Genomic DNA, 13,911 nt, shown 5'->3' on the forward strand with positions numbered 1-13,911 from the left:
TAAACTCGTGAGTAATTACTATAAATTAATTGCTCCTTGCCCATTATGGGCCGTTTAGACCAAAAGGAGGTGAAAGTGTAATGAGAAAGTACGAAATTATGTACATCATTCGTCCTGGCGTTGAAGAAGAAGCTCAAAAAGCTTTAGTTGAACGTTTCGCAGGTGTTTTAACAAACAATGGTGCAGAAATCATTAACACAAAAGAGTGGGGTAAGCGTCGTTTAGCTTACGAAATCAACGACTTACGTGAAGGTTTCTACATGATCTTAAAGGTGAACTCTAATTCAGAAGCGATTAACGAATTCGACCGTTTAGCTAAGATCAACGAAGATATCCTTCGTCATATCGTTGTTAAAGAAGAAGAAAAATAATTAAGATATATAGGGAGAGTGGTTCGATTGATGAATCGTGTTATCCTCGTTGGTCGTTTAACTAAGGACCCTGACTTACGTTACACGCCCAATGGTGTTGCAGTAGCTACTTTTACGTTAGCTGTGAATCGCGCATTTGCGAATCAACAAGGTGAGCGTGAAGCTGACTTTATTAATTGTGTAATATGGCGTAAACAAGCAGAAAACGTGGCAAATTATTTGAAAAAAGGTAGCTTAGCAGGCGTAGACGGACGTCTTCAAACTCGTACTTACGATGGACAAGATGGTAAACGTGTATATGTAACAGAGGTTCTTGCGGAGAGCGTACAATTTTTAGAGCCGCGTAATGGCGGTGGGGAGCAACGTGGTTCATTCAATCAGCAACCATCAGGAGCTGGTTACGGTAACCAAGGCTCTAACCCATTTGGTCAGTCTAGTAATCCGGGTAACTCAGGTAACACTGGTAACTCTGGATTTACAAAGAATGACGATCCATTTTCGAATGTTGGTCAACCGATTGACATTTCGGACGACGATTTACCATTTTAATGGCATGAATCGGTTATTTTTAACAAAGAATGGAGGGAATAGACATGGCAGGACGCAAAGGTGGACGTGCGAAACGTCGTAAGGTGTGTTTCTTTACATCTAACGGCATCATTCGCATTGACTATAAAGATGTTGATTTATTAAAACGTTTCGTTTCTGAGCGCGGTAAAATTTTACCTCGTCGTGTAACAGGAACAAGCGCGAAATACCAACGCAAACTTACAGTTGCAATTAAACGTGCTCGTCAAATGGCACTTTTACCATATGTTGGTGAATAATAGCGTATGAAATGCACAGTAGAGTCGGACTCTACTGTGCATTTTGCTATGCTTTTCTTTTTTTGGGAGAGAGGTTGGATGATGAAAAATACGAGATTTATTACTGAGGGTGCAGCGTTATTGGCTACATATGCCATTTTACTGCTGATATCTATGTATGTTCCGATTTTAGGTACAGTTGCAATATTTGCGTTGCCGTTACCATTTATATTATTAACAGTAAGACATAAACTATCTAATGTATTCATGATTTTTGTAGCAGCGCTTTTTGTTACAGTTATCGTGAGTCAACCAATTAGTCTCATAAAGACAGTGATGTTTGGACTAATAGGTGTTGTATTAGGATATATGTATAAAAAAGGAAAAAAACCAGTGGAGATATTAATAGCTGGAACACTTGCATATTTAATTGGTATGATGCTCATTTATGTTGGAAGTATAAAGTTTTTTAACATAGATTTAATGAAGCAAATGCAAAATATGTTTAGTGAAAGTATGGCGCAAAGTGAAAAGATAGCAAATGCTGCTGGTATGCCAGTTAGTAAGGAACAAAAAGAGTTGTTTGCACAAATGAATGATATACTACAAACGTTATTTCCAAGTATACTTGTGCTAGTTTCTGTATGTTTTTCTTGGATCACAGTGCTAATATCAGGTAGTGTTTTGAGAAAATTAAAGCACGACGTGACACCTTGGCCTAAATTTAAAGATATACAATTGCCAAAGAGTATTGTCTGGTATTACGTCATATTTATTTTGCTATCAACTTTTATAAAAGTAGAACCAACATCATATTTACATATGGTATTTTCTAATCTATATGTAATCTTTGCGTTGCTGCTTGTATTGCAAGGATTAACGTTTATCACCTTTTTAGCACACAGAAAAGGTTTTACGAGAGGTATTCCTATTATTAGTTTTATTGTATGTATGTTTATTCCAATGCTGTTTCCTCTTGTGACAATCTTAGGTATAATTGATTTAGGGATTTCATTGCGTTCTAAAATAGGGGAATAAAATAATATTCCTTACACTATTTTAATTTGTTTAACTAACTGGAAGGTGAGTTAGTTTTACTTTATAGGAGTTGTATACATGCCTGAATTTTATAAGAAACAGTGGTTTTTATATCCTGTTTACGTGTTGGCATTTTTTGTGTTGGTGCTAATCTCGATTCTCTGTTATTTCCACTTAATTATGGGTATATCTTCCTTTTTTGTTTTTAGCATCGTTTTCTTTTTAGTTATACGATTTGAACTTACCTTTCAAAGGAATTTTGAAAAGTATACGACAGATATGATTACTAGGGTAAAAAAAGTGAGTAACGAAGCATTCAACCAGATGCCAATCGGTATATTGTTATACAATAAGGAGTATGGGATTGATTGGGCAAATCCTTATTTGTCTTCATGTTTGGGGCAACACGCATTAGCTGGGTGGCATCTGTACGATGTATCAGAAACATTACTCCTTTTTATTAAAGGAGAGACTTCTGATGATATAGTATCTTTAAATAGTCGGAAGTTCCGTGTGTTTGTAAGGAAAGAAGAAAAACTAATTTATTTTTTTGATGTAACTGAGCAAACAGAGATTGAAAAAATGTATGAGGATCAGCGCACTGTTTTGGCGGTTATTTATTTAGATAATTATGATGAAGTTACACAAGGGTTAGATGATCAATTACGTACGAATATAACAAGTCTTGTGACATCACGTCTAAATGAATGGGCTGTTAAGTATGGTGCATATTTGAAACGTGCATCTTCAGAAAGATTCTTCGTTGTACTAAATGAAAGTATTTTAGCGCAAATGGAGAAAGGGAAATTTAGTATTTTGGATCAAGTGCGTGAAGAAACATCAAAAAGGAATATACCACTTACATTAAGTGTTGGTGTTGGCTCAGGTGATTTACCTTTATCGGAGCTTGGAGCGATGGCTCAATCTGGTTTAGACCTTGCATTAGGACGAGGAGGAGACCAAGTAGCTATTAAACAAGCAACGGGTAAAGTTAAGTTTTATGGTGGCAAGACGAATCCGGTCGAAAAGCGTACTCGTGTACGTGCTAGAGTTATTTCGCATGCATTAAAGGATTTAGTATTAGAAAGCAGTAATGTCATTATAATGGGGCATAGAGCCCCTGATATGGATGCGATTGGTGCGGCGATTGGTATTTTAAAGGTAGCTCAATTAAATGAGCGCAAAGGATATATTGTATTAGATAAAAATGATTCTGATAAAGGAATCAAACGTTTGATGGATAAAGTGAAACAAAATGAAGAGTTATGGTCACACTTTATTACACCAGGGCAAGCGATGGAATTTGCAAATGATGATTCATTACTTGTTGTTGTTGACACGCATAAACCCTCAATGGTGATGGAGGAAAAACTGTTACATAAGATTGAAAATGTGGTGGTTATTGACCATCATCGTCGCGGGGAAGATTTCATTGAAGATCCATTACTTGTTTATATGGAACCGTACGCTTCTTCAACGGCAGAGCTTGTTACAGAGTTACTTGAGTATCAACCGAAAAATTTAAAGATGACAATGTTAGAAGCAACGGCATTGTTAGCTGGTATTATTGTTGATACGAAAAGTTTTACATTCCGTACAGGCGCTCGTACATTTGATGCTGCTTCTTATTTACGCTCGCATGGCGCAGACACTGTACTTGTACAAGAACTTTTAAAAGAAGATATGGGTCAGTATTTACGAGTTGCAAAAGCCATTAAAAATGCGTACATTTATAAAAATGGAATTGCGATTGCTAAAGTTGATGGTGATGAATATTATGACCAAGTACTTATTGCACAATCAGCAGATACATTATTGACAATGACAGGTATCATTGCATCATTTGTTATTGCAAAACGTGGTGAAAATTTCATTGGAATTAGTGGTAGATCTTTAGGTGAATTGAATGTACAGCTAATTATGGAGAATTTAGGAGGTGGCGGGCACTTAACAAATGCAGCCACACAAATGAAAAATGTTACAGTAGATGAAGCGGAGGAGAAGCTTCGATTTGTTATTGATGACTATTTACAGGGAGGCACACAATCATGAAAGTAATTTTTCTAAAAGACGTAAAAGGTAAAGGTAAAAAAGGAGAAATAAAAAACGTACCAGACGGTTATGCAAATAATTTCTTACTAAAACAGGGGTTAGCTGCCGAAGCGACAAACAGCAGTATGAAAACTTTAGATGCTCAAAAGCGCAAAGAGGAAAAAGATGCAGCAGCAGAGCTTGAAAGTGCAAAACAATTAAAAGAAACATTAGAGAAATTAACTGTAGAATTAAAGGCGAAATCTGGAGAAGGTGGCCGTTTATTTGGTTCTATTACAAGCAAACAAATTGTAGATGCAATGCAAAAATCACACAAGATTAAACTTGATAAACGTAAATTTGAAATGGACGATGCAATCCGTGCATTAGGTTATACAAAAGTCACTGTAAAATTGCATCCGCAAGTAACAGCGGCAGTAAAAGTTCATGTTAGTGAACAATAAAAATAAATTGAGCAAGGAGGATTGCGCATGAGTGATGTACTGGCTGATCGTACCCCTCCGCATAATATAGAAGCAGAGCAGGCGGTTTTAGGGGCTATATTGATTGATCAAGATGCATTAACGTCAGCATCAGAGCTGTTGCTACCTGACTCGTTCTATCGAACGAAACATCAAAAGATTTTTGAAGTCATGCTTGGGTTGTCTGATAAGGGAGAACCAATCGACTTAGTAATAATGACATCAGCGATGGCTGATCAAGGAGTACTAGAAGAAGTTGGTGGGGTTTCTTATCTAGCAGAATTAGCAGAAGTTGTTCCAACAGCTGCTAACGTAGAATATTATGCACGCATCATCGCTGAAAAGGCACTTTTACGTCGTTTAATTCGAACGGCGACTCATATTGTATCGGATGGATACGAGCGAGAAGATGATGTGGATGGCCTTTTAAATGAGGCTGAGAAAAAAATATTAGAAGTATCTCACCAAACAAATGCAAAAGCATTCCAAAACATTAAAGATGTTCTTGTAGATGCTTATGATAAAATTGAACTTTTGCATAATCAAAAAGGTGAAGTTACCGGGATACCAACTGGATTTACTGAATTAGATAAGATGACCGCTGGTTTTCAGCGAAATGATTTAATCATCGTAGCAGCGCGTCCGTCGGTGGGGAAAACTGCATTTTCATTAAATATCGCACAAAACGTAGCGACGAAAACTGATGAAAATGTAGCGATTTTTAGTTTGGAGATGGGCTCTGATCAGCTTGTTATGCGTATGCTTTGTGCAGAAGGAAATATTGATGCGCAAAGACTTCGTACCGGTTCATTAACTTCTGATGATTGGGCGAAATTAACAATGGCGATGGGTAGCCTGTCGAATGCTGGTATATATATTGATGATACACCAGGGATTAAAGTAAATGAGATTCGAGCAAAATGTCGTAGATTAAAGCAAGAACAAGGTCTTGGGATGGTTTTGATTGACTATTTACAGCTTATTCAAGGAAGTGGGAAATCAGGAGAAAACCGTCAGCAGGAAGTATCTGAGATTTCTCGTACATTAAAAGGGATTGCACGTGAATTGCAAGTACCTGTTATCGCCTTGTCGCAGTTATCTCGTGGTGTAGAATCTCGTCAAGATAAACGTCCGATGATGTCTGACATTCGTGAATCAGGAAGTATCGAGCAGGATGCTGATATTGTAGCCTTCCTATATCGTGAAGATTACTATGATCGTGAAACAGAAAATAAAAATACAATTGAAATTATCATTGCAAAACAACGTAATGGTCCGGTAGGTTCAGTAGAGCTTGCGTTTGTTAAGGAATTTAATAAATTCGTCAACTTAGAACGCCGCTTTGAGGATGGACGTGCACCGCACGCATAAAGGTAAGTATAAAAAAGAAACACATTTCTTATAATAAGATGTGTTTCTTTTTTTATATAGGAAAGATAAGGCTTTCATAATGTGAAAATATAATTCTTACGAACGAAAATGAATTTTAATAAAAAAATGTTCGCTTTTTGGTTGACTTCTTTTTCGGTTTTGGTACAATTATATTGTTTGAATAGATCGTTTGAAAATCGCGGAGGTGCTTTAATAATGTCTTCAGTAGTAGTTGTAGGAACACAATGGGGCGACGAAGGAAAAGGTAAAATCACTGATTTTCTTTCTGAGCATGCGGAAGTAGTTGCAAGATATCAAGGTGGAAATAATGCGGGACATACAATTGTTTTCGGCGGAGTTAAATATAAATTACACTTAATTCCATCTGGTATTTTCTATAAAGAGAAAATTTGTGTAATCGGAAACGGCTTAGTAGTAGATCCGAAAGCATTACTTGAAGAGTTAAAATACTTACACGATCGTGGTGTAAGTACTGATAATTTACGTGTAAGTAACCGTGCGCACGTTATTTTACCTTATCACTTAAAACAAGATGAGTTAGAAGAAGCGAGTAAAGGTGATAACAAGATCGGTACAACGAAAAAAGGTATCGGTCCTGCATATATGGATAAAGCTGCTCGTATTGGTATCCGTATGGCTGATCTTTTAGACCGTGAAGCATTTAAAGAGAAGCTTGAGCGCAATTTAGTGGAAAAAAATCGTTTGTTTGAAAAAATGTACGATACAGAAGGTTTCAGTGTAGAAGAAATCTTTGAAGAGTACTTCGAATACGGACAACAAATCGCACATTACGTATGCGATACATCTGTCGTATTAAATGATGCACTAGATAACGATCATCGTGTATTATTTGAAGGTGCACAAGGTGTGATGCTTGATATCGACCACGGTACGTACCCGTTCGTTACATCTTCTAACCCAATTGCTGGTGGTGTAACAGTTGGAACTGGAGTTGGTCCTGCGAAAGTTACTCGCGTTGTAGGTGTATGTAAAGCATATACAAGCCGTGTTGGTGATGGTCCATTCCCTACGGAACTTAATGATGAAATCGGTCATCAAATTCGTGAAGTTGGTCGTGAATACGGAACAACAACTGGTCGTCCGCGCCGCGTAGGTTGGTTCGATAGCGTTGTTGTAAGACATGCACGTCGTGTTAGTGGTTTAACAGACTTATCATTAAACTCTATCGATGTATTAACAGGTATCCCAACTCTTAAAATTTGTGTTGCTTACAAATACAATGGCGAAGTTATCGATGAAGTTCCAGCTAACTTAAACATTTTAGCGAAATGTGAGCCTGTATATGAAGAGCTTCCAGGTTGGACAGAAGATGTTACTGCTATGAAATCATTGGATGAACTTCCTGAAAATGCAAGAAAATACGTAGAGCGTGTTTCTGAATTAACAGGAATCCAATTATCTATGTTCTCAGTTGGACCAGATCGTAATCAAACAAATATCGTTCGTAATGTATACGAAGCTTAATTGATATAAAAAATTGATTTTTTTAAGAAAAAACTCATGTTTTCATGAGTTTTTTCTTATCTTTTATAAAAAAATTAAAAAAGGTATTGCAAAAATAAAAGATAACATGTTATGATATGTCTTGTCGTCACGAAAATATGACGTTGGTGAGTATGAGCCATTAGCTCAGTTGGTAGAGCATCTGACTTTTAATCAGAGGGTCGAAGGTTCGAATCCTTCATGGCTCACCATTTTATTTTTCGTGGCCCGTTGGTCAAGTGGTTAAGACACCGCCCTTTCACGGCGGTAACACGGGTTCGAATCCCGTACGGGTCATGTTTTTTTATGTTCATTTTTGGTCCCGTGGTGTAGTGGTTAACATGCCTGCCTGTCACGCAGGAGATCGCCGGTTCGACCCCGGTCGGGACCGCCACTTTTGTTTATACCACCATTAGTGGTTTTATATATAGTTTTGGCTCGGTAGCTCAGTCGGTAGAGCAGAGGACTGAAAATCCTCGTGTCGGCGGTTCGATTCCGTCCCGAGCCACTCTCAGGATATTAAGTGGGCCCACTTAATATCCTTTTTATTTTGTCCAGTTTTACAAATGTGGGTAGTTATTTTACAATAGAATGAGGAGCCTCTAGCAGTTGAAGCTAGAGGTTTTTCTATAGATCGTATAGGATTCCGTGTAAAAGTGGATGATACATGAGTCTATGAGAATAGAGGAGAAATACTTAGACTAAGATTGTTGTCATATAGAAACACCAATATGTTTGAGGATTATTGATCATATTTTTATAAGGAGGAAATAGGCGATGATGGGAAAGAAAATTTTAGTAGTTGATGATGAAAAGCCAATTGCGGATATTTTGAAGTTCAACCTAGAAAAAGAAGGTTTTGAAATTGTAATGGCGCATGATGGTGATGAGGCGATTGAAAAAGCAAATGAAGAACAGCCAGATATGGTTTTATTAGATATTATGTTACCGGGAAAAGACGGTTTAGAGGTATGTCGTGAAATACGTAAAAGCTCAGAAATGCCAATTATTATGCTTACAGCAAAAGACTCTGAAATTGATAAAGTATTAGGGCTTGAGCTTGGGGCAGATGATTATGTAACGAAGCCATTTAGTACGAGGGAGTTACTTGCTCGTGTGAAAGCAAATTTACGTCGCCATCAGCAGGGTGGTGCTGCAGAGAAAGAAGAAAATACCGAAATGGTTATTGGACCAATCGTTATCAATTCGAACGCTTATAGTGTAACGAAGCGTGAAGAAAGCATTGAGCTTACACATCGTGAATTTGAATTACTACATTATTTAGCGAAGCATTTAGGTCAAGTTATGACTCGTGAACATTTATTACAAACAGTTTGGGGTTATGATTATTTTGGAGATGTACGTACAGTAGACGTAACAGTACGTCGTTTACGCGAAAAAGTTGAAGATAATCCAAGTCATCCTACTTTAATTGTAACTAGACGTGGGGTAGGGTATTACTTGCGTGACCCAGAACAGGAATAGTATATGAAGAAAGTTGGCTTTTTTCAATCTATTCATTTAAAATTTGTGCTCATATATATGCTGTTAATATTAATAGCAATGCAAGTAATTGGTGTATATTTCGTCAGGGAATTAGAAAAAAGCCTTGTAAAAGGCTTTCAAGATTCCTTAACGCAGCAAACAAACTTACTTTCTTATAACCTGAAGCAAGAGTTTGTAAAAGAACGTCCTAAAACAGAATCAGTAGATAAAGCTATTAATGATTCGATTCAAAAATTCGCATCAGATCGTAAGAGAGATATTCAAGAAGTAAGTGTAATTGATTCTACTAAAAAATTAATGGCAATTTCAGACACGTCTAAGCAAAATAAGGTAGGACGAACGTCAGCAGATACAGCTGTACAACGGGTAATGGTACAAAAGAAACCAGAGTCAAAGATTGAGAAAGATGGACATACAGGTCATCGAGTTCAAGTTATGATTACCCCTATTCTAAAAGAGCCGGGCGGAGATGTACTTGGCGTCATTCATATCGTTGCATCTATGGAAGATGTGTATAAACAAATGAAGGACATCAACCAAATTTTCGCAACGGGGACAGTAATTGCTTTATTAGTAACAGCTGTACTTGGAATTTTATTGGCTCAAACAATTACGAGACCAATTTCAGATATGCGAAGACAAGCAATTGAAATGGCGAAAGGAAATTATTCGCGAAAAGTAAAGGTGCATAGTCACGATGAGATTGGACAATTAGCATTATCTTTTAACAATTTATCTAAAAAATTACAACAAGCTCGTTCCTCCACAGAAAGTGAAAGACGAAAATTATCATCCGTTTTATCACATATGACAGATGGAGTAATTGCTACTGATCGAAAAGGGGATATCATTTTATTAAATGATCCTGCTGAAAAGATGTTAAATGTTTCGCGTGAAACGGCGCTAGATCAATCAGTGTTAGAAGTGCTAGGAATACAAGAAGAATTTACACTTGATCATTTATATGAAGAGCCTGATTCAGTTTTATTAGATTTTAGTACGAGAAATGAACCATATATTTTACGTGCTAGTTTCTCTGTTATTCAAAAAGAAACAGGGAAGGCAAATGGTTTAATTGCTGTATTATATGATGTAACAGAGCAGGAGCGGATAGAACAAGAGCGCCGTGAGTTTGTTGCGAACGTATCTCATGAGTTAAGAACGCCGTTAACAACGATGCGCAGTTACCTAGAAGCACTTACTGATGGAGCATGGCAAGATCCAAATATTGCACCGCAATTTTTAACGGTTACACAAGAGGAAACGGAAAGAATGATCAGGCTTGTAAATGCATTGTTACAACTATCTAAACTAGATAGTACAGAACATCGCTTAATGAAGGAATGGGTCGACTTTACTGACTTCTTTAATAACGTTATCGATCGCTTTGAAATGTCTAAAGAGCAAAATGTAAGCTTCAAACGATCTTTCTCTAAAAAATCTCGATTTATTGATATGGATACAGACAAAATTACGCAAGTTTTATATAACATTATTTCTAATGCACTAAAATATTCGCCAGAAGGTGGTACAGTAACATATCGCCTACGTGACCGCGGGGAGTTATTAGAGATTAGTGTGAGTGATCAAGGAATGGGAATTCCGAAAGAAAATGTAGATAAAATATTTGAACGTTTTTATCGTGTAGATAAAGCGCGTTCGAGACAAATGGGTGGTACAGGTCTTGGGTTAGCCATTGCGAAAGAAATGATTGAGGCACATGGCGGCTCGATTTGGGCGAAAAGTGAGGAAGGAAAAGGGACAACTATTTATTTCACATTGCCAATGGCGACAGATGAAGAGGACGATTGGGAATGAGTATGGAAAACTTTAAAACGATAGTTCTAATTAATTTGGTTGTCATTAGTCTATTTCTTACTTTTAACTTGTGGACATATGTTCCTGATTCTACTTCTATGCAAAATACAAAGTTCGTTCAAGGTAACGAAGAGATAAATCAGGTAAAGATTTCGGAGGTTGTTCGCCCATCCTCTGTCGTTATTCATAAAGAGAAAAATCATTATGTAAGCGAAAAGAAGGCAAATGTGGATTCAATCTATAAAATTCTTGAAAACGGAGAATTACATAATTTCGGGGAAATAACGGGGACAGTCCCTAAAGGTGATTTTCTGTCTTATGTACACGGAGAAGAAAAAATTGAATTTGTTTTTCCTACAAATATCCCGTTAGATACGATTAAAGATATGTTTAATATTAAAGATAAAAACATAGAAAGTAACAGAAGTTTTAATCGTATTATAATTGATCCTTCTAGAAGTAAGGACCAAGAAATTAAAGTTAGCTTTGTTTCCTATGATACTCCTCATAAAATATATCAAGCAACATTGAGTGGTGCTTATATAAAGGATATTATAAATGCTCAAAATCAACTTATAACAGTAGCAAGACCATATTTTGAATATCAAATAAATGATACAAAAAAACTTTTTTTACCAGATGGGATTACGGAATTAAGTAAGGCAGAGTATATTACAGCTAAACTAGAAGTGGATCCATTCAAAAATGCTTTATTTAGTGATCCACGTTATTTAAGTCCTATTTCTGAGAAAGAAAAGGAAACATTTACGGATGGCATCCGTTCTATGGAAATTGATAAGTTGGATGCAATGTTGAAATATAAAAATTCCGCTGTACATGGTGATAAACCTACGGATAATGCGGTGATTTTACAAAAAAGTTTTGACTTTGTAAGTGGGCATAGTGGATCCTTGAAGTCCTATCGTTTTGATTATATTAATGGGAGGAAAACTTCATTCCGTTTATATGAGGATGGTTTGCCTGTATTTAATGCCAATGGAATAGCGGAATTAAAACAAGTATGGGGTTCAGGTGAAATTATGCAGTATGAAAGACCCTTTTTTGAGTTCAGTATTACTTTGCCTAGTAAACAACAAACAACTTCTCTTGCATCAGGTCATACAGTGATGACATCACTAGAGAATAACCCGGAAATTGATAAAAAATCAATTCAGGATGTTGGTATTGGTTATAAAATGTCATTGGAACCTTCCATCAGTGATGTGAGAATCGCTGTCTTACAGCCGATATGGTATGTAAAATGTGAAGAAGATGGTAAGCAACAAATATATGAGTGGAGTGAGGGGGGACTAAATGGATTGGGATCGAATTAAAACAATATTTATTGTGACCTTTTTTGTTTTAGACCTCTTTCTTATCTTTCAGTTCATTCAAAAGCAAGATAGTAATCAATTAGAACTTGTGACGGAAACGAAAATCGATCAGCAATTAAAAGCTGAAAAAATTACTATGGGAAATTTCCCTAAAGAACCGAAAAAAGAGTCATTTATAATGGCAAAAAATAAGGGTTTCAAAGAAGAAGATGTGCAATCTTTAAAAAATCAGACAGCGCATGTGCAAGACGAATATCAAATAGAGGGTAAATTAAAAGAGCCTTTTTTAAATACAAAATCATTGTCAAAAGATAAGTATAATGAGTTTTTGAAAAATTATGTGCTGGATGGACAAAAATATGAGTTTGGAGCAATAAAGGACTCAAAAATTTACTTCTTTCAAAAGTATAAAGATAAACCAATCTTCTACAATAATCGTGCGATGATTGTTGTAGATTTAAATGAAAAAAATGAGCTTATTTCATATACACAAACAATGTTAACGGATTTGAAGGAAATGGGCGAAAGCGAAAAGACGAAAGAACAAGAAATTATTACTGCTCAAACAGCTTTAGAAAATATATATTTGAAAAATAAAATTGCAGAAAATACGCACGTGAAAGAGGCGCAGATTGGATATGCGACTCTTGCGGAGTCTTCTTCTAATATACAAGTGCTTGCTCCAACATGGAACTTAAAGACAGAACAAAAAAAGGATTTTTTTGTGAATGCAATTGAAGGACAAGTTATGGAATTAGGGGAAACTCAAGTGCCGGAAGAACATAATGGAGTGAGAAAGAATGAGCATGCATTTTAGTGTACTTGCAAGTGGAAGTACAGGGAATATGCTATATGTAGGAACAGATGAAAAAAAACTGCTTGTCGATGCAGGTTTAAGTGGTAAAGCGACAGAGTCTTTATTTAAACAAGCTGAACTGAATATAAATGACATATCAGGTATTCTTGTAACACATGAGCATAGTGATCACATTAAAGGATTAGGTGTATTGGCGCGTAAATATGATTTACCTGTTTATGCGAACGAGAAAACATGGAATGCAATGGAACATTTAATAGGTAATATCCCAACTGATCAAAAATTCATTTTCTCAGTAGGAGACGTGAAAACATTTGGGGATATTGAAGTTGAATCATTTGGCGTTTCTCATGATGCGGCGGAACCGATGTTTTACGCTTTTCATAACAATAATAGAAAGTTAGCTCTTATTACAGATACGGGCTACGTAAGTGACCGTATGAAAGGTGTTATTAAGGGAGCAAATGCTTTCGTGTTTGAAAGCAATCATGATGTGGAAATGCTTCGTATGGGACGCTATCCATGGAGCATTAAGCGACGTATTTTAAGCGACGTTGGCCACGTTTGTAATGAGGACGCTGCATTAGCGATGGCTGATGTTATTACAGATGAGACAAAACACATTTATTTAGCACATTTAAGCTTAGATAATAACATGAAAGAATTAGCGCGTATGTCTGTATCACAAGTATTAGAAGAAAAGGGTTTTGGGGTTGGAGAATCCTTTGAAATACATGATACGGATCAAAAAATGCCTACGAAAATTCAATACGTATAATTCTTCATTTTAGTAAACAATAAAGGTGAATATAG

General features: G+C 36.4%; 13 protein-coding genes and 4 tRNA genes. All 17 read left to right on the forward strand.

Annotated features, from left to right (window positions below):
- Positions 1-80 precede the first annotated feature (80 nt).
- The 17 genes from rpsF to ACE38F_RS01795 all read left to right on the forward strand — a co-directional run bounded on the left by rpsF (position 81) and on the right by ACE38F_RS01795 (position 13,876).
- Complete coding sequence (gene rpsF, locus ACE38F_RS01715) at positions 81-371, forward strand: 30S ribosomal protein S6 (protein ID WP_002144565.1); 291 nt, start codon at positions 81-83, stop codon at positions 369-371.
- A gap of 27 nt (positions 372-398) precedes the next feature.
- Positions 399-920, forward strand: coding sequence for a single-stranded DNA-binding protein (gene ssb / locus ACE38F_RS01720; protein WP_215554915.1), 522 nt, complete (start codon positions 399-401; stop codon positions 918-920).
- 44 nt (positions 921-964) lie between these two features.
- Positions 965-1,198 carry a 30S ribosomal protein S18 gene (gene rpsR / locus ACE38F_RS01725; protein WP_215554914.1) on the forward strand — a complete coding sequence of 78 codons (234 nt, stop codon included), beginning with the start codon at positions 965-967 and terminating at the stop codon, positions 1,196-1,198.
- A gap of 81 nt (positions 1,199-1,279) precedes the next feature.
- On the forward strand, positions 1,280-2,215 hold the full coding sequence (locus tag ACE38F_RS01730; RefSeq protein ID WP_215556655.1) for a YybS family protein: 936 nt from the start codon (positions 1,280-1,282) through the stop codon (positions 2,213-2,215).
- 78 nt (positions 2,216-2,293) lie between these two features.
- A complete protein-coding gene (locus ACE38F_RS01735; RefSeq protein ID WP_215554913.1) occupies positions 2,294-4,267 on the forward strand; it encodes a DHH family phosphoesterase in 1,974 nt (657 codons plus the stop codon).
- The gene (gene rplI, locus ACE38F_RS01740; RefSeq protein ID WP_002144568.1) at positions 4,264-4,710 is read left to right on the forward strand and encodes a 50S ribosomal protein L9; all 447 of its coding nucleotides are present in this window, start codon (positions 4,264-4,266) and stop codon (positions 4,708-4,710) included. Before ACE38F_RS01735 ends, rplI begins: the two co-directional genes overlap by 4 nt.
- Positions 4,711-4,737: 27 nt before the next feature.
- The gene (gene dnaB / locus ACE38F_RS01745) at positions 4,738-6,099 is read left to right on the forward strand and encodes a replicative DNA helicase (protein WP_215554912.1); all 1,362 of its coding nucleotides are present in this window, start codon (positions 4,738-4,740) and stop codon (positions 6,097-6,099) included.
- A 216-nt stretch (positions 6,100-6,315) separates the two neighbouring features.
- Positions 6,316-7,605 (forward strand): adenylosuccinate synthase, encoded by a 1,290-nt coding sequence (locus ACE38F_RS01750; RefSeq protein WP_215554911.1) that lies wholly within the window; start codon positions 6,316-6,318, stop codon positions 7,603-7,605.
- Positions 7,606-7,759: 154 nt separating this feature from the next.
- Positions 7,760-7,835, forward strand: a tRNA-Lys gene (locus tag ACE38F_RS01755).
- 13 nt (positions 7,836-7,848) lie between these two features.
- Positions 7,849-7,920, forward strand: a tRNA-Glu gene (locus ACE38F_RS01760).
- Between the two features lie 21 nt (positions 7,921-7,941).
- Positions 7,942-8,017 (forward strand) — tRNA-Asp (locus ACE38F_RS01765).
- 41 nt (positions 8,018-8,058) lie between these two features.
- Positions 8,059-8,131, forward strand: a tRNA-Phe gene (locus ACE38F_RS01770).
- Positions 8,132-8,400: 269 nt separating this feature from the next.
- Positions 8,401-9,108 carry a cell wall metabolism DNA-binding response regulator WalR gene (walR, locus tag ACE38F_RS01775; RefSeq protein WP_002089942.1) on the forward strand — a complete coding sequence of 236 codons (708 nt, stop codon included), beginning with the start codon at positions 8,401-8,403 and terminating at the stop codon, positions 9,106-9,108.
- 3 nt (positions 9,109-9,111) lie between these two features.
- Positions 9,112-10,947: a cell wall metabolism sensor histidine kinase WalK gene (gene walK / locus ACE38F_RS01780; RefSeq protein ID WP_215554910.1), complete on the forward strand. Its 1,836-nt coding sequence runs from the start codon at positions 9,112-9,114 to the stop codon at positions 10,945-10,947.
- Positions 10,944-12,281 (forward strand): YycH family regulatory protein, encoded by a 1,338-nt coding sequence (locus tag ACE38F_RS01785; protein ID WP_375371049.1) that lies wholly within the window; start codon positions 10,944-10,946, stop codon positions 12,279-12,281. The genes walK and ACE38F_RS01785 overlap by 4 nt, the downstream gene beginning before the upstream one ends.
- Positions 12,262-13,098, forward strand: coding sequence for a two-component system regulatory protein YycI (locus ACE38F_RS01790; RefSeq protein ID WP_002166372.1), 837 nt, complete (start codon positions 12,262-12,264; stop codon positions 13,096-13,098). Before ACE38F_RS01785 ends, ACE38F_RS01790 begins: the two co-directional genes overlap by 20 nt.
- Positions 13,082-13,876 (forward strand): MBL fold metallo-hydrolase, encoded by a 795-nt coding sequence (locus ACE38F_RS01795; RefSeq protein WP_375371050.1) that lies wholly within the window; start codon positions 13,082-13,084, stop codon positions 13,874-13,876. The genes ACE38F_RS01790 and ACE38F_RS01795 overlap by 17 nt, the downstream gene beginning before the upstream one ends.
- Positions 13,877-13,911: the final 35 nt, after the last annotated feature.

The sequence above is a fragment of the Bacillus altaicus genome, assembly GCF_042136375.2.
Taxonomy (GTDB): domain Bacteria; phylum Bacillota; class Bacilli; order Bacillales; family Bacillaceae_G; genus Bacillus_A; species Bacillus_A cereus_U.

Bases quoted from the DNA above. Each gene is read 5' to 3' on its own strand.
- rpsF (WP_002144565.1), top strand. From the start codon at position 81: ATGAGAAAGTACGAAATTATGTACATCATTCGTCCTGGCGTTGAAGAA.
- rpsR (WP_215554914.1), top strand. From the start codon at position 965: ATGGCAGGACGCAAAGGTGGACGTGCGAAACGTCGTAAGGTGTGTTTC.
- ACE38F_RS01730 (WP_215556655.1), top strand. From the start codon at position 1,280: ATGAAAAATACGAGATTTATTACTGAGGGTGCAGCGTTATTGGCTACA.
- ACE38F_RS01735 (WP_215554913.1), top strand. From the start codon at position 2,294: ATGCCTGAATTTTATAAGAAACAGTGGTTTTTATATCCTGTTTACGTG.
- rplI (WP_002144568.1), top strand. From the start codon at position 4,264: ATGAAAGTAATTTTTCTAAAAGACGTAAAAGGTAAAGGTAAAAAAGGA.
- dnaB (WP_215554912.1), top strand. From the start codon at position 4,738: ATGAGTGATGTACTGGCTGATCGTACCCCTCCGCATAATATAGAAGCA.
- ACE38F_RS01750 (WP_215554911.1), top strand. From the start codon at position 6,316: ATGTCTTCAGTAGTAGTTGTAGGAACACAATGGGGCGACGAAGGAAAA.
- walR (WP_002089942.1), top strand. From the start codon at position 8,401: ATGATGGGAAAGAAAATTTTAGTAGTTGATGATGAAAAGCCAATTGCG.
- walK (WP_215554910.1), top strand. From the start codon at position 9,112: ATGAAGAAAGTTGGCTTTTTTCAATCTATTCATTTAAAATTTGTGCTC.
- ACE38F_RS01785 (WP_375371049.1), top strand. From the start codon at position 10,944: ATGAGTATGGAAAACTTTAAAACGATAGTTCTAATTAATTTGGTTGTC.
- ACE38F_RS01790 (WP_002166372.1), top strand. From the start codon at position 12,262: ATGGATTGGGATCGAATTAAAACAATATTTATTGTGACCTTTTTTGTT.
- ACE38F_RS01795 (WP_375371050.1), top strand. From the start codon at position 13,082: ATGAGCATGCATTTTAGTGTACTTGCAAGTGGAAGTACAGGGAATATG.